The organism is Brevundimonas sp. AJA228-03, from assembly GCF_017795885.1.
Taxonomy (GTDB): Bacteria; Pseudomonadota; Alphaproteobacteria; order Caulobacterales; family Caulobacteraceae; genus Brevundimonas.
In genome coordinates, this window is sequence record NZ_CP059297.1 from 1,002,941 (window position 1) to 1,024,091 (window position 21,151).

The 21,151-nt window shown below is 66.3% G+C and carries 27 protein-coding genes; 16 read left to right on the plus strand and 11 right to left on the minus strand.

Annotated elements, in window-relative coordinates; genetic code table 11:
- Positions 1–101 precede the first annotated feature (101 nt).
- From HZ989_RS04985 to HZ989_RS04995, 3 genes are all read right to left on the minus strand, one after another.
- Positions 102–1,550 carry a sigma-54 dependent transcriptional regulator gene (locus HZ989_RS04985; protein WP_209322527.1) on the minus strand — a complete coding sequence of 483 codons (1,449 nt, stop codon included), beginning with the start codon at positions 1,548–1,550 and terminating at the stop codon, positions 102–104.
- A 117-nt stretch (positions 1,551–1,667) separates the two neighbouring features.
- Positions 1,668–3,452: a DUF4153 domain-containing protein gene (locus HZ989_RS04990; RefSeq protein ID WP_245162458.1), complete on the minus strand. Its 1,785-nt coding sequence runs from the start codon at positions 3,450–3,452 to the stop codon at positions 1,668–1,670.
- Positions 3,453–3,502: 50 nt separating this feature from the next.
- On the minus strand, positions 3,503–3,988 hold the full coding sequence (locus HZ989_RS04995; protein WP_209322529.1) for a DUF1203 domain-containing protein: 486 nt from the start codon (positions 3,986–3,988) through the stop codon (positions 3,503–3,505).
- A gap of 104 nt (positions 3,989–4,092) precedes the next feature.
- On the opposite strand from HZ989_RS04995, the gene HZ989_RS05000 reads away from it, so the two are divergent.
- The 13 genes from HZ989_RS05000 (at position 4,093) to HZ989_RS05060 (ending at position 11,891) form a co-directional block, all read left to right on the plus strand.
- Positions 4,093–5,901: a M3 family oligoendopeptidase gene (locus tag HZ989_RS05000; protein WP_209322530.1), complete on the plus strand. Its 1,809-nt coding sequence runs from the start codon at positions 4,093–4,095 to the stop codon at positions 5,899–5,901.
- A gap of 38 nt (positions 5,902–5,939) precedes the next feature.
- A complete protein-coding gene (locus HZ989_RS05005; protein ID WP_209322531.1) occupies positions 5,940–6,239 on the plus strand; it encodes a BrnT family toxin in 300 nt (99 codons plus the stop codon).
- Positions 6,240–6,258: 19 nt separating this feature from the next.
- Complete coding sequence (locus HZ989_RS05010; protein WP_245162459.1) at positions 6,259–6,474, plus strand: BrnA antitoxin family protein; 216 nt, start codon at positions 6,259–6,261, stop codon at positions 6,472–6,474.
- Between the two features lie 68 nt (positions 6,475–6,542).
- On the plus strand, positions 6,543–6,818 hold the full coding sequence (locus tag HZ989_RS05015) for an aa3-type cytochrome c oxidase subunit IV (protein WP_209322533.1): 276 nt from the start codon (positions 6,543–6,545) through the stop codon (positions 6,816–6,818).
- A gap of 164 nt (positions 6,819–6,982) precedes the next feature.
- Positions 6,983–8,122, plus strand: coding sequence for a Re/Si-specific NAD(P)(+) transhydrogenase subunit alpha (locus HZ989_RS05020; protein WP_209322534.1), 1,140 nt, complete (start codon positions 6,983–6,985; stop codon positions 8,120–8,122).
- Complete coding sequence (locus HZ989_RS05025; protein WP_209322535.1) at positions 8,122–8,466, plus strand: NAD(P) transhydrogenase subunit alpha; 345 nt, start codon at positions 8,122–8,124, stop codon at positions 8,464–8,466. The genes HZ989_RS05020 and HZ989_RS05025 overlap by 1 nt, the downstream gene beginning before the upstream one ends.
- Positions 8,466–8,759: a hypothetical protein gene (locus tag HZ989_RS05030; protein ID WP_209322536.1), complete on the plus strand. Its 294-nt coding sequence runs from the start codon at positions 8,466–8,468 to the stop codon at positions 8,757–8,759. The genes HZ989_RS05025 and HZ989_RS05030 overlap by 1 nt, the downstream gene beginning before the upstream one ends.
- On the plus strand, positions 8,756–9,055 hold the full coding sequence (locus HZ989_RS05035) for a hypothetical protein (protein WP_209322537.1): 300 nt from the start codon (positions 8,756–8,758) through the stop codon (positions 9,053–9,055). The genes HZ989_RS05030 and HZ989_RS05035 overlap by 4 nt, the downstream gene beginning before the upstream one ends.
- The gene (locus tag HZ989_RS05040; RefSeq protein WP_209322538.1) at positions 9,052–9,435 is read left to right on the plus strand and encodes a hypothetical protein; all 384 of its coding nucleotides are present in this window, start codon (positions 9,052–9,054) and stop codon (positions 9,433–9,435) included. Before HZ989_RS05035 ends, HZ989_RS05040 begins: the two co-directional genes overlap by 4 nt.
- Positions 9,435–9,737, plus strand: coding sequence for a nucleotidyltransferase family protein (locus tag HZ989_RS05045; RefSeq protein WP_209322539.1), 303 nt, complete (start codon positions 9,435–9,437; stop codon positions 9,735–9,737). The genes HZ989_RS05040 and HZ989_RS05045 overlap by 1 nt, the downstream gene beginning before the upstream one ends.
- A complete protein-coding gene (locus HZ989_RS05050; RefSeq protein ID WP_209322540.1) occupies positions 9,734–10,081 on the plus strand; it encodes a DUF86 domain-containing protein in 348 nt (115 codons plus the stop codon). Before HZ989_RS05045 ends, HZ989_RS05050 begins: the two co-directional genes overlap by 4 nt.
- The gene (locus HZ989_RS05055; RefSeq protein ID WP_209322541.1) at positions 10,078–11,493 is read left to right on the plus strand and encodes an NAD(P)(+) transhydrogenase (Re/Si-specific) subunit beta; all 1,416 of its coding nucleotides are present in this window, start codon (positions 10,078–10,080) and stop codon (positions 11,491–11,493) included. Before HZ989_RS05050 ends, HZ989_RS05055 begins: the two co-directional genes overlap by 4 nt.
- A complete protein-coding gene (locus tag HZ989_RS05060; RefSeq protein ID WP_209322542.1) occupies positions 11,490–11,891 on the plus strand; it encodes a hypothetical protein in 402 nt (133 codons plus the stop codon). Before HZ989_RS05055 ends, HZ989_RS05060 begins: the two co-directional genes overlap by 4 nt.
- Here the strand turns inward: HZ989_RS05060 and HZ989_RS05065 are convergent, their stop codons facing one another.
- The 6 genes from HZ989_RS05065 to HZ989_RS05090 form a co-directional block, all read right to left on the minus strand.
- Entirely contained in the window at positions 11,892–12,173 is a 282-nt protein-coding gene (locus HZ989_RS05065; RefSeq protein WP_209322543.1) for a DUF2442 domain-containing protein, read from the minus strand. It lies immediately after the preceding gene.
- Positions 12,163–12,438, minus strand: a complete 276-nt coding sequence (locus HZ989_RS05070; RefSeq protein ID WP_209322544.1) for a DUF4160 domain-containing protein — start codon at positions 12,436–12,438, stop codon at positions 12,163–12,165. Before HZ989_RS05070 ends, HZ989_RS05065 begins: the two co-directional genes overlap by 11 nt.
- Positions 12,439–12,449: 11 nt before the next feature.
- Positions 12,450–13,763: a UDP-glucose/GDP-mannose dehydrogenase family protein gene (locus tag HZ989_RS05075; RefSeq protein ID WP_209322545.1), complete on the minus strand. Its 1,314-nt coding sequence runs from the start codon at positions 13,761–13,763 to the stop codon at positions 12,450–12,452.
- Between the two features lie 92 nt (positions 13,764–13,855).
- Complete coding sequence (locus tag HZ989_RS05080) at positions 13,856–14,470, minus strand: DUF1190 domain-containing protein (protein ID WP_209322546.1); 615 nt, start codon at positions 14,468–14,470, stop codon at positions 13,856–13,858.
- Positions 14,471–14,478: 8 nt separating this feature from the next.
- Complete coding sequence (locus HZ989_RS05085) at positions 14,479–14,892, minus strand: DUF350 domain-containing protein (protein ID WP_209322547.1); 414 nt, start codon at positions 14,890–14,892, stop codon at positions 14,479–14,481.
- A 12-nt stretch (positions 14,893–14,904) separates the two neighbouring features.
- Positions 14,905–15,567, minus strand: a complete 663-nt coding sequence (locus HZ989_RS05090; RefSeq protein ID WP_209322548.1) for a YjfK family protein — start codon at positions 15,565–15,567, stop codon at positions 14,905–14,907.
- A gap of 343 nt (positions 15,568–15,910) precedes the next feature.
- On the opposite strand from HZ989_RS05090, the gene HZ989_RS05095 reads away from it, so the two are divergent.
- Genes HZ989_RS05095 through HZ989_RS05105 form a run of 3 tightly spaced genes read left to right on the plus strand, consistent with a single transcriptional unit; the run spans position 15,911 to position 18,286 of the window.
- On the plus strand, positions 15,911–16,354 hold the full coding sequence (locus HZ989_RS05095) for a YjfI family protein (RefSeq protein ID WP_245162460.1): 444 nt from the start codon (positions 15,911–15,913) through the stop codon (positions 16,352–16,354).
- Positions 16,355–16,369: 15 nt separating this feature from the next.
- Positions 16,370–17,113, plus strand: a complete 744-nt coding sequence (locus HZ989_RS05100) for a PspA/IM30 family protein (RefSeq protein WP_209322550.1) — start codon at positions 16,370–16,372, stop codon at positions 17,111–17,113.
- 12 nt (positions 17,114–17,125) lie between these two features.
- Positions 17,126–18,286 (plus strand): glutathionylspermidine synthase family protein, encoded by a 1,161-nt coding sequence (locus HZ989_RS05105; RefSeq protein ID WP_209322551.1) that lies wholly within the window; start codon positions 17,126–17,128, stop codon positions 18,284–18,286.
- Between the two features lie 40 nt (positions 18,287–18,326).
- Here HZ989_RS05105 and HZ989_RS05110 read toward each other — a convergent pair whose 3' ends face one another.
- Together HZ989_RS05110 and HZ989_RS05115 are read right to left on the minus strand one after the other, a co-directional pair.
- The gene (locus tag HZ989_RS05110) at positions 18,327–20,384 is read right to left on the minus strand and encodes an LVIVD repeat-containing protein (protein WP_209322552.1); all 2,058 of its coding nucleotides are present in this window, start codon (positions 20,382–20,384) and stop codon (positions 18,327–18,329) included.
- A 25-nt stretch (positions 20,385–20,409) separates the two neighbouring features.
- The gene (locus HZ989_RS05115; protein WP_209322553.1) at positions 20,410–21,072 is read right to left on the minus strand and encodes a DUF305 domain-containing protein; all 663 of its coding nucleotides are present in this window, start codon (positions 21,070–21,072) and stop codon (positions 20,410–20,412) included.
- Positions 21,073–21,151 lie beyond the last annotated feature (79 nt).

Sequence of the window (21,151 nt, forward strand, 5' to 3'; positions counted from 1 at the left end):
TTACACGACTCTGCTATCTGTATCCGTCGCGGCGTCAATGAGGCCGATTGTGTCGGCGACACGTCCGGGTTGAAGCGTGCGGCTTTGAAGCCACAGTGCGTTCAGGAGGCTTCCTTCAGCCCGCCTTCCAGCCCCTGCTCGCGAACCTTTCGATACAGGGTCGAGCGGCCGATGCCGAGACGACGCGCGATCTCGGACATATGGCCCGCATAGACCTCGATGGCGTGTTGGATCAGGTCGCGCTCGATGTCTTCCAGCGTGCGCAGATGTCCCCGTTCGTCGAGGATCCGGATGGGCTGTTCAGGCAGAGGGGGCAGGTCGGCGTAGCTCGCTGCGATCGCGGCCGAGGGCCGGGACGGTGGTTCCAGCGGCATGGCGATCCCCGAGATGGCCGGGAAGTCATGCGGTTGCAGGAACGGCGCATCGGCGAGGACGATGGCGCGATAAATGGTGTTCTCCAGCTGGCGTACATTGCCGGGCCAGTCGAAGGCGGTCAGCAGGGCGAGGGTCTCGGGCGCGGCGCCGGCGATCCGCTTGCCCTCCTCGACGTTGAAACGCCCGATGAAGTGATCGATCAGGGCCGGGATGTCCTCGCGGCGTTCGCGCAGGGCCGGGGCCTCGATGGGGAAGACGTTCAGGCGATAGAAGAGGTCCTCGCGAAAATGGCCCTCGGCCACGGCCGTCGAGAGGTCGCGGTTGGTGGCCGAGACGATTCTGACATCGACCTTGACCGAACGCTTGGCGCCGACCGGGTCGATCTCGCCTTCCTGCAGCGCACGCAGCAGTTTCACCTGCATATCCAGCGGCAGTTCGCCGATCTCGTCCAGGAACAGGGTGCCGCCGTTGGCCTCCATGAACTTGCCGAGGTGCTTGTCCGAGGCCCCGGTGAACGCGCCCTTCTCGTGGCCGAACAGGATCGACTCGACCAGGTTGGCGGGCAGGGCACCACAGTTGACGGCCACGAACGGCTTGCCGGCGCGTTCGGAGGCACCGTGCAGGGCGCGGGCGATGACTTCTTTACCGACACCGCTTTCGCCCGTGATCAGCACGGGGATGGACGATCTGGCGGCGCGCGCACCGAGCTGCTTGACGATCTGCATTGGACGGCTGTCGCCGACCAGATCGGCGAAGGTGACGCGGCCGGCCACGTGTTTTTTCAGCCGACCGACCTCGGCGGTCAGCTGGGTCAGCTGAAGCGCGTTCCTGATGCCGACCAGAATGCGTTCCGGGCTGGCTGGCTTGATGAAGAAGTCCTGGGCCCCGGCCTGCATCGCCTTGACCACGGTTTCAATCCCGCCATTGGCGGTCAGGACGATGACGGGCGCAGTCACGCCGGCGGTGCGGATCTCTGCCAGGGCCTCCATGCCGCTCATGCCCGGCATGACGAGGTCCAGCAGGACGACGTCGGCCCCGCCGCCCTTTGTCAGGCGGTCGATGGCCTCGCCGCCGGACTCGGCGTGCACGACGACATAGCCTTCGCGGTCCAGCACAGCCTGAACCAGGCGGCGCTGGGTCGGATCGTCATCGACCACCAGAACGGTCTTGGCCATTGGGCACCCTCATCAACCGGATCGGCCGTCGCACAGGCAAGCGCGACTGGCTCGTTTCGGCACGGATTTAGGTCCTGCGCGGTGAAGATCGGGTGAGAGGGCGTGGTGTGCGGGCGGTTAACAGGGTGGCGGGAATGCGTTGGTCGACAGGGTCGATGACCCGCGTCCCTTGACCGCCAGATCCTTCCAGCCGCCCGGCGCAACCGGGACCAGGTGGCCGTCCCGGAGCAGCTGCCGGGCATCGCCGGGTGGCGACCCGGCGCAGGTCGGGATGGGGTAGTCGCCGACAGGCACGAAGGCATCGCCGTCCTGGCGCGCGAACAGCGTGATGCGGTCCACCTGCACGAGCAGGATTTCCAGCGGTGGCTGTCCATTCATGTCGCGCTGGGTGGCGAGACAAAGGCCGGGGAGGGTACAGGCGCGTCTGGGGTCGTCCAACGCCGGCGTCGCCAGGAAGGCGTCCGGCAGGCGGGCCTCGCCCGGCAGGGTCTCGATGGAAGGGGTGAAGGTCTCAGTCGCCAGATCATCGGACGTAAGTCCGTCCTTCGCCGCACGGGCGCGTTTGGCGATCTCTGCATCCGGTGAGGCGATCAGGCGATCCAGCGCTGCGGTGCCGACGCGACCGCTGCTGAAGGCAAGAAACGCGTAGTCGAAAGCCTGAGGCGTGACCTTGCCCGCCTGCAGCCGTGCGACCTGATCGGCGACCGACAGCCGGGCGGGGTCTGCCAGCGGGCTGAACAGGGCCAGTATGATGGCGACCTCCAGCACGGCGGTGGCGATGTTGGTGCGCTCCAGCGGCTGCATCCAGTCGCCCCTTGACCAGAAGGTCCTGAGCGCGGCGAAGCCGTAACCGCTCGCATAGGCCAGACCGACCAGGGCGCAGGCCACGGCGATGATCCGGTCGGGCGTCAGGCCATGCTGACCGATACGCAAGGACAGGCCCCAGAAGGCGATCAGGATCAGCGGCGTCAGCAGGACCGAGGCGACGCGGACGGCGATCCGGAGCACGGACGGCGGCAGGTTATCCGCACGGCCATCCTGATAGGCGGCGTTGATCAGGATGATCAGGGCACCGGCGGCGGCCAGGACCAGGGCCGTGGCGCTGCCGGTCTCCCAGAGGCCGTCCAGGCCGGTGAAGGGCAGGGCAGCCAGGAATCCCCCGACCAGCACGGTCAGGACCAGCAGCAGCCAGGACAGCAGCATCAGGGCGACGGTGCGCACGCCCCGGATCAGGCCGTCGCGGACATCCGTCAGCTGGACGGCCATGGCGAAGGCGAGGCCCGTCAGCGGCAGCGAGAACCAGGCCTCTTTCAGAAGATCGCCGAGGAAGCTCAGGCCGATGATGTTGAACAGAGCCGCCCCGAGGAACAGCAGCAACCAGAAGGCCCCCGCGAAGGCGACCGACAGGGCCAGCTGGACCCCGGCCATCCAGGCGACGTCGAAATAGGTGGCATAGGTGGCGAACAGACGCCGCTCACGGTCGGCCGGGACGATCAGATGGTGGGCGATGAACAGGGCCGTTGCCCCGAAGGCCATCAGGCCGAAGGTCAGCTGTGTGCCCTGGCCGGCGGTCTGTCGGGAAATGTCGTGCAACGCCAGCAGCGCCAGGATGATGGCGGCGACGGCAGCCCAGATCCCGAGGGTCCGCAGCCTCAGGCGACCCACGCCGGCGAGCAGGACCAGCGGCAGGTAGAGGGACACGATCAGCAATGGACCGAACACGGCCGGCTCGGTCGCGGGCCAGGTGGGCGGGCCGCCCTCGGTCGACTGGAACAGCCAGTAGAGCAACACGCCCTGGATCAGCCCGATGACCAGTCGCGCCAGCCCGATGGTCCGGCGATCTCCGGTCTGGCCCAGTGTGTCGCGGCCTGCGCCGTGTTGTTCCGTGGTCTCTGTCGTCATGGTTCGCCCCCTGCCCATCCGGGCGGCCTATCTGACCTCAAGCGCGGCCGTCAGGGAAGCGATGGTTCCTGACGAACGGCCCGGGCGAGGTAGCAGCCGCGGGGCGCGAAATGGATATGGACCTGTTCGGTCGCCGGATGGCCGAACCATTCCTCGAGACGGGCATCCAGCTCGGTGCCGTCGATGACGAGACCTTCCAGCATCATGTTCCGGCGATCGTAGATGCGTAGCGACAACGGGCGTCTGCGTAACATCTCGGGCGCGGGCCCCTCGACGGGCTCGGCCTGGACGGCAGCCTCGCGAACGAAGATGGGGCCGGACGCGCGATAGGGCGAGGACGGATCGGTCATATGGGCGTGATGGACCAGAACCAGCCGTTCCCCGACCGCGGCGTCGCGCAGGCTGACGCGGCAGGGGGCGCGGCCGGGTGCGTCGGCGATCCAGCGCCGCGCGCCGACGGCGGCCAGATCGGCCTCCGTCATGGTGAAATAGGGCGCGAACGGCGCGACGGGCAGGGCTTCGATTCGATAGGTCATGGGCAAACTCCTGAGGGAATGGCCCAGCGTGCGACGATCCATGCCGTTCGTCTGGCGGCTTTCGGCCGTTGCGCCGCGCCGCCCGTGACCCCACAACGAGGGGCATGAACGCGCCCTTCAAAGCCCCGCCCCCTTCCGATCCCGCCGAGCCCCCGCTGTGGGACCTGTCCGACCTCTATGGCTCGCGCACCGACGCGAAGATCGCGGCCGATCTGGAGACCGCACGACAGGGCGTGGCCGAGATGAATGCGCTGCAAGGGCGGTTCGTCGAAAATCGCGGCGATCCGGGGGCGCTGGGGGCGACCCTGAACCGGGCGATCACCCTTTATGAACAGGCCAGTGAGCGTCTCGGAGCCCTCGGGGCTTATGCGTTCCTGGCCGCCTCGACCGCGCGCGACGATGCCGGGGCGCAGGGATTCGAGGCGGACCTGCGCGAGAAGATCACCACAATCGCCACCCCGACCGTCTGGCTGACGCTGGAGATCAACCAGCTGGAGGAGGCCGAGATCGAGGCGGCGCTGGCCGCCGATGCCGGCGCGGCGAAGTGGCGGCCCTGGCTGCGGCGCGTGCGGGCCATGAAGCCGCATGAGCTGTCGGGCGAGCTTGAGACCTTCATCGCCGAACGGATGCCGATCGCGGCCCAGTGGCCCCGGCTGTTTGACGAAACCCTGGCGGCGCTGCGGGTCGAGAGCGGCAAGAAGAGCCTGACGCTGTCGGAGGCGCTCAACCAGCTGTCCGATCCGAAGGAGGCCAGGCGTCGCTCTGCGGCCGAGGGGCTGAACGCCGCCCTGGCGGCGCGGGCCTCGACGCTTGCGCTCACGCTCAACACCGTCGCGGCCGAAAAGGCGATGGAGGACCGCTGGCGCGGTTTCAAACGTCCCGCCGACAGCCGCCACCTGGCCAATGAGGTCGATGGCGAGGCGGTGGACGCCATGGCCGATGCGGTTGCCGCCGCCTATCCGAAACTGTCGCACCGCTACTATGCGCTGAAGGCGAAGGCGCTGGGCAAGTCCACGCTGGACCAGTGGGACCGCAATGCGCCGCTGGAGACGACTGCCCCGCGCGGGTTCGACTGGCAGCAGGGCCGCGAACTGGTGCTGGAAAGCTTCGGCGACCTGGGGTCCGAGTTCGCCGACCGGGCCGGGCGGTTCTTCGATCAGCCCTGGATCGACGCGCGCGCGCGGGCCGGCAAGCAGTCGGGGGCCTATGCCCACCCGGTGACGGCCGACCGCCACCCCTATGTCTTCCTGAATTGGATGGGCGAGCGACGCGACGTCCTGACCCTGGCGCATGAGCTGGGCCATGGCGTGCACCAGACCCTGGCGGCCGGGAAGGGGACCCTTCTGGCCGACACGCCGTTGACCCTTGCCGAGACCGCCTCGATCTTCGCCGAGGGTCTGACGTTCGACCGGCTGCTGACGACTGCGCCCAGGGCCGAGCGGCGGGGTCTTCTGGCGGGGCGGATCGAGGACGGGCTGAACACCGTCGTCCGCCAGATCGCCTTCCACCGTTTCGAGACGCGGTTTCACGACGAGCGGGCGAAGGGCGAGGTCTCCGCCGACCGGCTCGGTGAGCTGTTCCTTGAGGAGATGGGCGCGTCGCTGGGCCCGGCCGTGACGCTGAACCCCGGCTATGAGACGTGGTGGAGCTATGTCAGCCACTTCGTCCACTCGCCATTCTACGTCTATGCCTATGCGTTCGGCGACCTGCTGGTCGCGGCGCTGATGGAGACGCGGCGAAAGGATCCGGACGGATTCGCGCCGCTGTATCGCGAGCTGCTGGCCGCAGGCGGAACCAGGACCTATGTCGAGGCGCTGGAGCCGTTCGGGCTGAACCCGCGCGACCCGGCCTTCTGGGCCATCGGGACGCAGAGACTGGAACGGCTGGTCGATCAGTTCGAGGCGTTGGGTTGAAGTTGTAAATACAAAATTGTAAGTACAATGTGACGTGGATGAAGTTCGACTGGGATGATGCGAAGGCGCGCAGCAATCTGGCCAAACACGGCATCGCGTTCGACTGGGCGATCCATGTGTTTGAAGATCCTGATGCCATAAGCGGTATGGACCGGGTTGTTGATGGCGAGATGCGTTGGCGGACTGTCGGACGCGTTGGATTCACGACCATCCTGTTCGTTGGACATACCTGGGTTGACGAAGACGGTGAAATCTATGTGCGTGTGATCACGGCCCGAAAGGCGAGCAGACATGAAATCAAGGGATATGAAACCGGCGACGAGAGATATCTCAGCTGAACTCGCGGCCATCGACGCCATGACGGACGAAGACATCGACTTCAGTGACGCACCGGAAATCACCGACTTCAGCGGGTTCAAGCGCGGGCTTTTTTATCGCCCCGAAAAGCAGGCCGTGACGATCCGCCTCGACGCCGACGTGGTCGCCTGGTTCAAGAGCGCGGAGCCGAAATACCAGACGGCCGTCAACCGTGTGTTGCGAGAGTATATGCTGGCCCACACCAAGGCAGGCTGAAAGCCTTGAGCCTTCCGCCCCTGTCGCTATAAGACCCGCCACAACGCATTCACCACCGGACCCCTGCCATGGCCGACCATCATCACGACACCCTGCACGCCGCCGCCGACCATGATGCGGAGGCCTATGTGCATGGCACGATGACGATCGAGGAACAGGCGGCCACCTGGGCCCTGTTCCAGGACCTGGCCAAGTGGGGTTCGCTGGTGGTCGCAGTCGTGCTACTGTTCCTGACCCTGGCCTTCCAGCCGGGCGGCAGCATCGTCGGCGGCCTGATCTCGGCGGCCGTCGTGGGCGCGGCCGGCTTCTTCTTCCTGAAGGGCGGGAAGAAGGCAGATCACTAATTCGAGGCGCTAACGCGCGCGACGCGGTCGCTCGCTGCTTGCGCGCCGGAGTGTTCGCCGACACTCGACGCGCGACATCTCGCGGCTTGGGCGCGGTTCACCTTTGACGCCGTCGCCTTCCAACGCCTAACGTCAATCGATCCGCTTCGGATGGGGAGATTCGCTTGGCCGTTGCCATCGCCGTGACCCGGGAACGCCGTGAAGGCGAGACGCGCTGCGCCGTCACGCCCGAAACCGTCAAGAAACTCATCGCCCTCGGTGCCACCGTGACGGTCGAGGCCGGGACCGGCCTGGGGGCCGCCATTCCGGACAGCGAATACACCGACGCCGGAGCCTCGGTGAAGCCGGACACCCGCGCCGTGCTCGAAGGGGCCGACCTGGTCCTGAAGGTGCGCGGACCGACGGCGCAGGAAGTCAGCGCCATGAAGCCGGGCGCGGTGGTCGTGGCCATGCTGGACGCGTACCGCGAAAAGGACACGGTCGCGGCCATGGCCGGGGCCAATGTCACCGCCTTCGCCATGGAGTTCGTGCCCCGGATCACCCGGGCCCAGGTCATGGACGCCCTGTCGTCCCAGGCGAACCTGGCCGGTTACCGGGCCGTGATCGAGGGGGCCTATGCCTATGGCAAGGGCTTCCCGATGATGATGACGGCGGCGGGCACGGTCGCCCCGGCCAAGGTCTTCGTCATGGGCGTGGGCGTCGCCGGGCTTCAGGCCATCGCCACGGCCCGGCGTCTGGGCGCGGTGGTCACGGCCACCGACGTCCGCCCCGCCACCAAGGAACAGGTCGAATCGCTGGGGGCCAAATTCCTCGCGGTCGAGGACGAGGAGTTCAAGAACGCCCAGACCGCCGGCGGCTATGCCAAGCCGATGTCGCCTGAATACCAGGCCAAACAGGCGGCCCTGACCGGCGAACATATCAAAAAGCAGGACATCGTCATCACCACCGCCCTGATCCCCGGCCGCGCCGCGCCCGTGCTGGTCAGCGCCGAACAGGTGGCTTCGATGAAGCCGGGCAGTGTGCTGATCGACCTGGCCGTCGAGGCAGGTGGCAATGTCGCGGGATCGAAGCCGGGCGAGGTGGTGACCACGGCGAACGGCGTGTCCATCGTCGGCTATACCAACCTGCCGGGCCGGATCCCGTCGGATGCGTCGGCGCTGTATGCCAAGAACCTGGTCGCCTTCACGGGTCTGCTGATCAAGGACGGCGCGCTGGCGCTCGATCTGGAGGACGAGATCCTCAAGGCGTCGGTGGTCACCCACGCTGGTTCAGTTGTGCACGAAGGCCTCAAGGGAGCCGCCTGATGGAACACGTCGATCCTACCGTCTTTCGCCTGGCCATCTTCGTGCTGGCCATCTTCGTCGGCTACTATGTCGTCTGGTCGGTGACGCCGGCCCTGCACACGCCGCTGATGGCCGTGACCAATGCGATTTCCAGCGTCATCATCGTCGGCGGCCTGATCGCGGCGGCGGCGGTGTCGGGTGATGTCGCCGGGCCGAATGCCTGGATCGCCAAGGGAGCGGGCGTCGTGGCCGTGACCCTGGCCAGCGTCAACATCTTCGGCGGCTTCATGGTCACGCGGCGGATGCTGGCCATGTACAAGAAGAAGGAACGACCCGCCAGGGTCGAGGCCAAGGCGACGACCTGATGTTTCTGATCGTCTTTTTCTCGGTTGCGGCGGCGCTGGGTCTGTTGGCGATCCTCGTGTTCGTCGCCACGAGCGGAAGACTGTGCGTCGAGACGCGTCGCAGGATCGAACTGGGCCTGATGGTGTTCTTCTATCCGAGCTTCATGGTCTTCATGGGCTGGCAGGCGTTAGATTATGCCGTCCAACATGACTGGCTCCCGGCTATCCTTTTCGTGGCCATGGCCGCCTTCCTGGGCGCTGACGGATACGGGAAGCTTGGAAGCCGCCTGCGTTCAGACAGGGCCGCGCAGTGACCCACGACGTGCTCAACCTGTCCCCCGGCTCCATCGCCTGGACGGCGTCGTGGATCGCCACGGGCGTCGGGCTGGCCATGTGGCTGTGGAGCTGGCTGGGCGAGAAGAACGCGATCCAGAAGCTGCGCTGGCGCGACTGCGGCGTGGTCATGCTGTTCTCGGGTATCCTGACCCGGGTGGTGATCCAGGACCGGCCGATGATGTCGTGGGACTGGGCCATGGTGCTGCTGGGACCGCTGTTCATCGCCGCGGCCCTGTGGCGGCTGGCGCGGACGGCGCAGGAGCCGGTGCGATGACGCGCGCGATCGCAGTCGCCACGACCGTTCTCGCCGCCGTGCCGGCTCATGCCATGGCGCAGACGGACCTGGGCGCGAACCACGAGGGCGGACTATACTGGCATGTCGCGGCTCCCGGCGGGGCGACCTGGACGCTGGTATGTCGCTTCCGTCCCGCGACCATTCGCGTCAACCAGTATGACACCCACCGCTGGATCAATCGCCTCAACACGCGTGGTCGGGGGCCGCAGGCCGGGCGGCGGCCTGTCAACAATGGCGACTGCACAGTGACCAAGACCGGCGGCGCGGGTCCGGTGGGAATCGCGATCGTACGAGGTGCGGATGTGGTGGCCGATGGCGCGGCGAGCGTGGGCGAACGTGCGGCCGTGGGTGTGTTCTGATGGAGGATACCGCCACCCTGCTCGACCGCGCCCTGGATGCTATCCGCGATGAGCTGCCTTCTGCTAGGGCCTTGGGCGTCGAATTGGTCGGCGTGGTGGGGTCCGTTGCGCGTGGCGAGGCCCGCCCCGACAGTGATGTCGACGTCGTTTATGACGTGATTGGTCGACCGACCCTGTTCGACCTCGGTGGGATCATGGCTGATCTTGAGGATAGGATCGGACGCAGGATCGACCTTGTGGACCGGCACTCGATGAAGCCTGAGCGCTGGGCCTGGATGAGCCGCGACCTGGTGACGCTGTGATCGATCCACCGATCCGTTTCCGTCTGGAAGACATCGCGGAGTACGCACGAATCTCGCTTGATCTGCTTGGCGATTCCAGTGCGACCGAAGTCGAAGCGGATATGAAAACCCATTTCGCGCTGATCCGCGCCGTCCAGGTTGTGGGCGAGGCAGCGGCCAAGATTCCCGACACCTATCGCACCGACCATGCGCAGATTCCTTGGAGACGGGCCATCAACATGCGGAACATTCTGGTTCACGCCTATCGTCAGATCGATCTGACGATTGTGGTGATGACCGTCAGGGAGGATTTTCCGCCCTTGATCGCCGATATCGAACGACTGCTGGGGGAAGACAACACATGAACGCATCGATCGCGGCCCTGGCCTATCTGGCGTCGGGCGTCCTGTTCATCCTGTCACTGCGCGGACTGTCCAGCCCGGAGACGAGCCGTCAGGGCAATACCTACGGCATGGTCGGCATGGCCGTCGCCGTGGGCGTGACCCTGCTGACGCTGGGCACGACGGGCGCGCTGGATCCGCTGACCCTGGCGCTGCTGGCGGCCGGTGTGATCGTCGGCGGCGGGGGCGGGGCCTTCATCGCCTCGAAGGTCAAGATGACCGACATGCCCCAGCTGGTCGCGGCCTTCCACTCGCTGGTCGGGATGGCGGCCTGTCTGGTCGCGGTCGGGGCCGTCTATGCGCCCGACGCCTTCGGCATCGCCACGCCCATGGGCGGGATCAAGCTCATCTCCCTGATCGAACTGTCGCTGGGCGTCGCCATCGGGGCCATCACCTTCACCGGCTCGGTCATCGCCTTCGCCAAGCTGAACGGAAACATGAGCGGCGCGCCGATCATCCTGCCGGCGCGGCACCTGATCAACATCGGCCTGGCGCTGGCGCTGGTCTTCCTGATCGGCATCCTGATCGGCACCGAAGGCTCGGCGGTCTGGGCCTTCTGGGGCGTCTTCGCGTTGTCGCTGATCCTCGGCGCGACCCTGATCATCCCCATCGGCGGGGCCGACATGCCGGTCGTGGTGTCGATGCTGAACAGCTACTCCGGCTGGGCGGCGGCGGCGCTGGGCTTCACGCTGGAGAACATCGCCCTGATCATCACCGGGGCCCTGGTCGGGTCGTCGGGCGCGATCCTCAGCTACATCATGTGCAAGGCGATGAACCGCAGCTTCATCAGCGTGATCCTGGGCGGGTTCGGCGGCGACTCCGGTCCGGCGGGAGAGGCCCGTGTCGAGACCCGGCCGGTCAAGCAGGGCTCGGCCGACGACGCCGCCTTCATCATGAAGAACGCCTCGAAGGTCATCATCGTCCCCGGCTACGGCATGGCGGTCGCCCAGGCCCAGCATGCGCTCCGCGAAATGGCCGACAAGCTGAAGGAGGAGGGCGTCGAGGTGAAATACGCCATCCACCCTGTCGCCGGTCGCATGCCCGGCCACATGAACGTCCTGCTGGCCGAGGCCAACGTTCCCTATGACGAGGTGTTCGAGCTGGAAGACATCAACGCCGAGTTCGCCACCGCCGACGTCGCCTTCGTCATCGGGGCCAACGACGTGACCAATCCGGCCGCCAAGACCGATCCGACCAGCGCCATCTACGGCATGCCGATTCTGGACGTGGAGAAGGCGGGGACGGTGCTGTTCATCAAGCGCGGCATGGCGGCGGGCTATGCCGGGGTCGAGAACGAGCTGTTCTTCCGCGACAACACCATGATGCTGTTCGCCGATGCCAAGAAGATGGTCGAGGGGATCGTGAAGGCGTTGTGAGCTCGCCGGCCCGAACCTACGTCCGGTTCGTCTGTTTCAAATCCGTCGGGAGGCAGCGCAGCCGCCTCGGGCTGTTCAAGGCTATCGATGAAGCGGTTGAGAGCGAACATGAGCCCAGCTGGGCAATCGTCGAGGCCCGAACGATCGCATCGTGGTTTAACGAGAATCTCGCTATTCCAAAGGTATTCTCGGTGGGTGGGCACAAGGGCTTCGGCCAGCCTGGCCTATCGTGGTTCAAGCCGGCGGCCGGCGAACATATTCGTCAAATGCACAGGCTGAAGCTGGCTCTTGAAGCATGTGGAGTTCACGTCGAGGTGCTGACCACCCGCGATCCAGGTCTGATCGTCTGGCAAGATGAAAACCAGTTGGTCGCCGAGCCGCGAGGCCGCAAGTTCTGACTAAGCCGCCGCGCTCTCGACCTTTAATGCCCCGGCCGCCGCCATGTCGGCATGCAGCGCGTCCGGGGCCCAGTCGTAGCCGTTGGGCCAGGTCAGGCCGCCGAACTCCAGGAAGACGCGGTCGAAATAGGCAGGATCGGCCAAAGGGCGGGTCATCGGGGTGTCGCGTTGAGTGATGGCAGAAAAGTCCCATTCTCCCGCGCGACCGTCCGAGAACCACAGCTTCAGGCGATGGTCGCCGAGCCGTTCCAGCTTTCGAACACGGACGATGTCAGTTGTCATTGTCGGCATCGGGTCCCGGAATGCGTTCCGGTGTCTGGTCGTTGCGGACGGCCAGCCACGCGGCAAGAAGTTCCGCATTGTACATCGCGATCCACTTCTGGACGAGTCTGCGCTGGGCCGCCGCCAGCTTGCCGCCGATCAGCGCCCCGGTCTCGATGTCGAACTTCGCTTCCTGATCACCGCGATAGGCGTGGATGTGCGGCGGCGCGTGGTCGTTGAAGAACATGCGGATGGCGATGCCATGAAAGAAGGCTATCGTCGGCACCTCGATTTCTCCTACGGCTTGCCGATCCCCACATATTCCATGCCGTCGGCCGCCACCTCGTGCGCGCGGTAGACGTTGCGCAGGTCGATCAGCAGGGGGCGGGTCATGGTGCCGGCGATGCGGGTGAGGTCGAGGGCGCGGAACTGGTCCCATTCGGTCAGGATGACCAGGGCGTCGGCCCCCTCGGCGGCGGCATAGGCCCCCTCGACGAAGGTGGTGCCGGGCAGGAGGTGGCGGGCCTCCTTCATGCCCTCGGGGTCGAAGGCCCTGACCGTGGCGCCCATGGCCTGCAGCGCGGGGATGATGGCCAGGCTGGGGCTGTCGCGCATATCGTCGGTGTTCGGCTTGAACGTCAGGCCCAGCACCCCAACGGTCTTGCCCGCGATATCGCCGCCCGGTCCGGCCATGGCGGTGCGGATCTTTTCGGCCATAGCGAGCTTGCGCGCATCGTTGACCTCCACCGTGGTCTCGATCAGGCGGATCGGCGCACCATATTGCTGGGCGGTGCGGACCAGGGCGATGGTGTCCTTGGGAAAGCACGACCCGCCATAGCCGGGGCCGGGGTTCAGGAATTTCGACCCGATCCGCCCGTCCAGCCCGATACCCCTGGCGACCTGCTGGACGTCGGCACCGACCTTTTCGCACAGGTCGGCGATCTCGTTGATGAAGGTGATCTTCATCGCCAGAAAGCCGTTGCCCGCATATTTGATCAGTTCGGACGTGCGGCGCGAGGTGTAGACGACCGGGAATTCGTTCAGGCTGAGCGGGCGATACAGCTCGGCCATGAAGGCGCGGGCGCGTTCGTCCTCGACCCCGATGACGACGCGGTCCGGGCGTTTGAAATCCTCGATCGCGGCGCCCTCGCGCAGGAACTCGGGGTTGGAGACGACAGCGAACTGGGCGTCGGGATTGGCGCGACGCATGATGGCCTCGACCTCGTCGCCGGTGCCGACCGGCACGGTGGATTTGGTCACCACGACGGTGAAATCCTGGATCAGCCCCGCGATCTCTTCCGCCGCCGCATAGACATAGGACAGGTCGGCATGGCCGTCGCCGCGTCGGGTGGGGGTGCCCACGGCGATGAAGACGATCTCGGCATCACGGATGGCCTCGGACCCGTCGACGGTGAACGACAGCCGACCGGCCTTGACGTTGTCGGCGACCAGCTGGTCCAGGCCGGGCTCGAAGATCGGAATCTCGCCGGCGTTCAGCCGCTCGATCTTGGACGGATCCTTGTCGACGCAGACGACCGTATGGCCGAAGTCGGCAAAGCAGGCTCCGGACACCAGGCCCACATAGCCGGTGCCGATCATGGTCACGCGCATTGTCGATTCGTCCCGTTCCGCCCGGCGAGGAGCGCTTCGTCATGCTGCAGGGCCGCGCACCGTGTCAATGCGGGCGAGCGCTTCCTCCGGGGTCAGCCCCCGAAGCCGCGCCCACCGCCGCCGAAGCCGCCGCGCGAGACGACCGTCGTGCGGCTCTGGACGCGCGAGGGAGCCTGGCGGGCCACGTCGGTGCCATAGTCGCGGCCATTGGCGATCTGGCGGCCGGTGCGGTAGTCGCGGCCGAGATAACCGCCGCCATAGCCGTTCTGATAGTTGCCCTCGCGGTCGCGGTACAGCGCTCCGCCACCGCGATAACCACCGCCGTTCAGCATCTGGCCGATGACGAAGCCGGTCAGCAGGGGCGTGAAGAACGATCCGCCCGAGCTGTTCTGGCGGCACTGTTCCGGGCCCCACTGACCTTCGCACTCCTCGCGCGTGGCATAACGGGGCGCGGTCTGCTCGGCCTGTTTGGCGGCATTGGCATACCCCGCGTCGCATTCGGTATCGGAGATGTCATTGGCGGCCTTGCACTCGTCCAGCGAGGTATAGGCCAGGGCCGGTTCGGGCGGCGGAGCGGCGACCTGGGGTGCGCCACAGGCGGCCAGCGAGAAGCTGGCCGTGGCCATCAGGCTGGTGACCTGCAGGGTGCGCGACCGCTTCAGGCGGCGCATGGTGGTGGTCTCTGCGGGGGTCCGGGCGTCGGTCATGGTCGCACTCACGTCGTCATGCAGGCGGCGTTCAGCAAGCCGACGCAGATGGAAATGGAGGCCAGATAGACACCGGCGGCCATCTCTCCCGCCTCGATCCGGCTGGCCAGGGCCTTGTAGAGCACGCGGCTGACCACCAGGAAGGCGAGGATCTGGATCACCCCGGCCAGCAGGGCCCAGGCCGCGAACTCCGGCAGGCTGACCGTGTGCGACAGGGCCGAGGCCAGGGGCAGGACATAGCCGACCAGGGCACCGGCCAGGCCGACGGCGGCCGCCGTATTGCCTTGCCGGATCAGGTCGCGCTCATGATAGGGCGTGACGATCTGGTAGATGAATTTGAAGGCCGAGAAGAAGGCGATCGCCGCTACGAAAGCGATGATGAAGGCCGTGGCCCCGGTCTGGAAGGCGAACCAGTCGAACATTGTATGGGTTTCCTAGGCCGTGAACTCGGCCATCTCGAGGGGGATGCCGATCATGATCTCGTGGCTGATGTCGGCGGATTTTCCGGGGGCCTTCTCGGGCTCCATCTCCAGCGCCAGCATCAGCTCGCGCCCGCCGGCCAGATCGCGCGCATAAAGCATGCAGGTCTGGAAGATGCGGGCATAGGGGACGGTCGCCGTGCGGCTGTCCCAGATCGTCTCCCACAGGGTCACGGGCGGCTGGCGGGCATCGCTCTCGGAGAACCAGAACCGGGGATAGGAGGGCAGGTCTTCGGCTGTGCCGTCGAACACGGGCTCGCTCAGCCGGTCGGTCCATATCCGCCGCTCGCGCGGACCAGGGGGATAGGCGCTGGTCCAGGGCATGAAGAGCGAGAAGTCATAGGCCTCCGCCCCTGTGGCGTCGTCGCTCATGGCCTGAAGCATGACGTGGTCGTCGGTATAGAAGCGGTGGACGTGCTGGCCGCTGTCCAGGGCGATCGTGCCCTGGGCGGTGATCTCCAGCGCGTCGGTGTCCAGGTTGAAGACCGTCTCGGGCTGCAGCCGACGCCAGGCGAGAGGATCCAGCGACACGGTTCGTCCCACGGTCATGTTGCGAACGACCGCCAATCGATTGGCGGGTTCCGCCGCCGGCTGTCCGCCGAAGAGACGCTTGAACATGGGAGTGTCCTTACGCGAGATCCCATCGGTCAGGAAGGCTGGGGCCATAACCGGAATTCGCACCTCGCTTGCAGAACGTCAAGCGTTCATGTTACGCGTTACATGCAACATGGCGACCCCTGAGAACATTTCTGCCAGTCCGGGCACCGACCGCATCCGCGCCTGGCGACAGGCGCGGCGCGACGCGGGTATGGTGAAGCTGGAGTTCTGGGTTCCCCGGGGTTGCCGCGACGATGTCCGCGCCGCAGTGCACGCCATCATTACAGATTCCACACGCGGACCCGCGCTTGCACCGCGCCGCCCACGCCCCACCTCAAGACCATCAACCGGAGCCGAACCTCACATGGACGCCGTCATCGAAACCGCCTGGACCGTGCCGACCATCAAGGCGGCGCTGGAAGACTCAGCCCTGGTGCGCGAGGGCGAGCTGACCGCCCGGGTGCTGGAGGGGGCCGATCCGGTCCTGCTGGTCTCCATGCAGGAATACGGCGATCTGCCGATCTATCTCAGTGTCGGGGGCTCGCAGATCGTGGTCTCGGTCCTGCTGTGGCCGGTCTCGGAACAGGCGGACACTGCCCGCTTCAACGAATTCCTGCTGAAGGCCCAGCGCGTCGTGCCCCTGTCGAACTTCGCCATCACCTCGGTCGGCGATCAGGATGTCTATGAGCTGATGGGCGAGCTGGCCTCAAAGACGACGCTACAGACCATATTGATCGAGCTGCGCACCCTGGCCGAGAACGCCATCGACGCGACCGCCCTGCGCGAAACCTTTGGCCAAGCCGCCTGAACCGGAGACACCGACATGTCCATGCTCACCAAACTCTCCGCCCTGTTCCGCGGCACCGCCCATGACGCGGCCCAGTCCGTCGTCGACCAGAACGCCCTGAAGATTCTCGACCAGGAAATCCGCGACGCCGATACCTCACAGGGCAAGGCCCGCGATGACCTCGCCGGTCTGGTCGCGCGCCGCCGCATGGCCGAAAGCGAAATGGCCTCGTTCCGTGACCAGATCGTCAAATATGAAAGCTCGACCCGCGCCGCCCTGGGCCAGGGCAAGACCGATCTGGCCCGCGAAGTCGCCGGACGCATTGCCGAGCTGGAATCCGAGATCGCCACGCGCGAGCCGGTGATCGAGAACATGAAACAGGCCGAGGCGCGCTTGCGCACCGCCATCGCCTCGACCGACCAGAAGATCGAGACCCTGCGTCGCGAGATCGACATCGTGAAGGTCAACGAAAGCGTCCAGCGGGCCCAGACCTCCGTCGCCCTGCAATCCGCCGGTGCCCAGTCCCGCATCGGCTCGGCCGCCGACAGCCTGCAGCGCATCAAGCAGCGCCAGGCGGTGCAGGAAGAACGCCTTCGAGTCGGTCAGGAGTTCGAGGACAAGCGGACCGGTGCCGATCTGGACGCCAAGCTGAAGGAGGCGGGCATCCTGCCGGGCCATTCGTCGGCGGATGACGTGCTGGCCCGTCTGACCCAGGCCGAGGTGACGGTCGTCACGCCGCGCATCGGCCAGTCGACGCCGGGCGAGAAGGAGCCGGGCTGACCGCCCGACACCATGAAACGCATCACGCTTCCCGAACGTCCCGACTGGCAGACCCGGGCCGAAGGGCTGGGGTTCACCTGGCACCACGACTCGGGCGAGCCCTACTGGGACGATGCCGCGGCGTATGAATTCTCGCTGGCCGAGATCGAGGACGGGCTGGAGGCTCCGACGGCCGAACTGCATCAGATGTGCCTGGATCTCGTCGATGAGACGGTAAAGTCCGAGCGGCTGATGGGACTGCTGGAGATTCCGGAAAAGCTCCGGGATTATGTCGCCGACAGCTGGAAGCGGGGCGACCCGTCGCTGTATGGGCGGTTCGATTTCGCCTACGACGGCAAGGGGTCCGCCAGGCTTTATGAGTACAACGCCGACACCCCGACCTCGGTCTATGAGAGCGCCGTGTTCCAGTGGCTGTGGCTGGAGGAGCGGATCGCGGATGGCTCGATCCCGGCCGACTCGGATCAGTTCAACAGTCTGCACGAGGCGTTGATCGCCCGGTTCCGGGCCATCTTCCCGATGGGCGGATTCGTGCATTTCGCATCCGACCCGGACTTCGTCGAGGATCGCCAGACCGTGCGCTTCCTTGAGGATCTGGCCAGACAGGCCGGGCTGGACCCGAAATTCGTGGCCATCGGCGACATCGGGCTGAATGCCGACGGTCGGTTCGTGGACGAGCAGAACTGGCTGATCCAGGCGATGTTCAAGCTCTATCCCTGGGAACAGATGTTGCGCGACGACTATGCCGAGCCGCTGCCGACGGCCGAGATCACCGTGCTGGAGCCCGCCTGGAAATCGATCCTGTCCAACAAGGGCATCCTGCCGCTGCTGTGGGAGCGGCATGGCGGCCATCCCAACCTGCTGGAGTCGTATTTCGAGGACGATGCGAAGGCGTCGGCCCTGTCAGCGGCGCACGTCCGAAAGCCACTGTTCTCCCGCGAGGGGGCCAACATCGACATCGTCGAGGCGGGCCGCACCGAGAGTGGTCTGGACGGCGGCTATAGCGGCCGGGCGATCCTGCAGGCCGTGCATGAAGCGCCTGTATTCGATGGCCGGCACGTGATTGTCGGATCCTGGGTCGTGGGTGACCAACCGGCCGGTATCGGTCTGCGCGAAGATGCGGGCCGGATCACCAGCAACCGCTCGCGCTTCGTGCCGCACCTGATCCGCGACTGACCCCGTCCCGCGACCGATGCCGGTCGCGGGACGGGTCGGCTCAGCCCGCGCGCCGCTGGAAGATGGCGGCCAGCGCCAGCATCCGCGCCTTGCTGGCACCCGTTTCCGTCTCCGCCGCTGCCGTAAGCCCCGTGGCCAGGGCCGTAGCAGCCTGGCGGTTCGCACGCGCACCGGCACGCCACTGATCCACCGCCGCCCTGGCCTGAACGAGAAGGGCCGCCGTGTCGTTCGCCGATGCAGCGCTAAGGTCGGCCTCGATCGATGCCATGATCTGAGGTGTGATGCGGCCGTCGGAGAGCGGTGCGATCTGAGCCAGTGTCATCGCCTCGATCTGAGGCAGGAACGGAGCCGACGACAGGGGCGGAATGTGCTTGTCCACGATTGCCCGTCCCTGCGGGTTGGCCAGCAGGTCCTTGATCGAACTGTCGATGGTCACGGGTGCCGCGACCGGAACACGCGCGATCTGGTCGAGATAGGCGGTGGCGACGTCGGGACTGTCGGCCCACTCGACCCTTTCCTGGGTCTGCGGGTTGATGACGTCGTCGCTGACGGCCTCGGCCGCTGCAATCTCGGCGGCGGACAGATATTCGCCGGGGACCAGTTTCAGCACGTCCAGACCGCGCGCGATCTCGCTGGCGTAGATTCGGCCGTTCATCCAGTAGGCTGACCATTCACCGCCGACCACCAGTCGCTCGGCCTCGATCGGACCCCGGTCGAAAAAGGCGATTTCGATGGGCTTCGACGGATCGGAGAAGTCCATGATGGAGATACCCCCCTGGTACCAGGCCTGGACCATCAGGTCGCGGCCGGGTACCGGAATCAGAGAGCCGTTGTGGGCGACGCAGTTCTCGGTCGCGCCCTGCGGGGCGGGCAGCTTGTGGAAGGTCTGACCTTTCAGCTTATCGTCTTCGATGGTGGCGACCAGGTTGGCACCCCAGTTGGCGGGCGAGTCCGCCGTGCAACGCGCGCCGATGCCACCGCCCCACTCGTCGGTGAAGATGACCTTGTCGCCGGCGTTGCTGAAGGTCGCCGAGTGCCAGTAGGCCATGTCCGGATCGAACATCTCGGAGATGCGCGTCGGGTTCTCGGGATCGGAGATGTCCAGCAGGAGGCCGTTGCCGCTGCAGGCCCCGGCCGCGCGGTTGATGGCCGGATAGACGGTGATGTCGTGGCACTGGTCGGTCTGGGCCGTCCGCTGGCTGGCCACCCCGGACGCGCCGCCGCCCCACAGGCCAGCGATCGCTCCGGTGGTGCGGTCGGCGAAGATTCGGGGCCGGTTCACGATCGCAGCGTCTTCCGGACGGTCCAGCGGCACCTTGATGACATCGATGGAAAACAGGGCCGTGTCAGGGTTGGTGCCGGGCGCCCCGCCGCTGCAGGACGACAGCTCTGCCGTCGGCCGCACGTCTGCGGTGCCCGAGTTGTAGATATAGAGCACGTTCCTGTCCGCAGGATCCGGCACCAGGGTATGGGTGTGCGAACCCCGGCAGGTCTGGACCGCCGCGATCTGGCGCGGGTTGGAGATGTCGCTGATGTCGAAGATGCGGATGCCGCGGAAGCGCTCGGCATTGACGTTGCCCTCGGCGTCCGAGGTGCCGCAGTCCAGACGGGCGCGGTTCTGCTCGACCGACATGAACAGCAGATTGCCGTGGATCGACAGATCGCCCTGACCACCGGGGCAGACAACCGACAGGATCAGTTTGGGATCGCCTTCGCCGGTTACGTCATAGGCGTTGAAACCGTGGAAGTTGCCGACGAATAGCCGACCATTGGACATCGCCATGTCGGTGTTGGCCAGGGCCAGGGGGCTGAAGCGCGGCTTGGGCGCATCCGGGGCAGGCGGGCCCGGAGGCGGCGATCCGGGGGCCGGACGCGGAGTCGGGGCGAACAGGGCGTCCGGATCGAAGAAGCCGGGCGGCGGCGCCACCGAGTGTTCCAGCGCAAGGCCCGAGGCCGCTTCGCCGGCATCGCGCAGACCGGGCGACAGCGTCGTGCGGGCATCGGGCACCAGGGTCTGGATCTGGGCCAGGGCCGGTGCCGCGGTCACGAACAGGGCCAGGGCGGCAACGGAGGAAAGCAGGGGTCTACGCAGGGTCATGGCCGTTTCCTTCGGGTATCGGGGTTCAGAGTTCAGACAGAATGGACTGCATGCGCAGAATTTCGGCGGACTGGTCCGCGACGACCGAGTTGGAGAAGTCCGACAGCATGGGATCCTGCGCGGCATCGGGTTGGGCCATCAAGGTATCGACCATGTCGAGCGCGCCCTGATGATGCTGGATCATGCCCTGAAGAAACAGGCGGTCGAAAGCCTGGCCCCGGGCGGCGGCCAGGGCCTGCATCTGATGGGGCGTCAGCATGCCGGGCATCAGAGCCGTATCGCCCGCGGCCGCCATCGGCATGGCGTGGTTCATGCCTGCCATGTGTCCGGCGTGCATATCGGCCATAACCAGCGGCTGCCCACGATCGGTCAGCCAGTTACGCATCAGCTCCATCTCGGCCTGCTGGCTCAGGGCGATGCGCTGGCCCAGCAGCTTGATTTGCGGGCTGGACCCGTGTGCCTGTAGCAGCTCGACCATCTCCACCGCCTGGGCGTGGTGGACCAGCATATGCTGCAGGAACTCGACGTCGCCCGTGGTGAAGCTGGTCCGGCTCAGTTCCACCGCCTGCGTTGCCGTGATCGTCCGTGACGCAGCGCCCGGTGCGCCGGGATGGAAGATCGGCGGCGTTTGCGCGGCCTGGGGGACTTCGAGCAGGCCCGCCAGCACAAGCGCGAAAAGCGGGTTCAAGATCATGCCACTCCCGTCATCCGGGCGACCCGGAACGATCCCAGACTAGGAGCGGGGAGCGGGACGGGGCAAGCCGCAA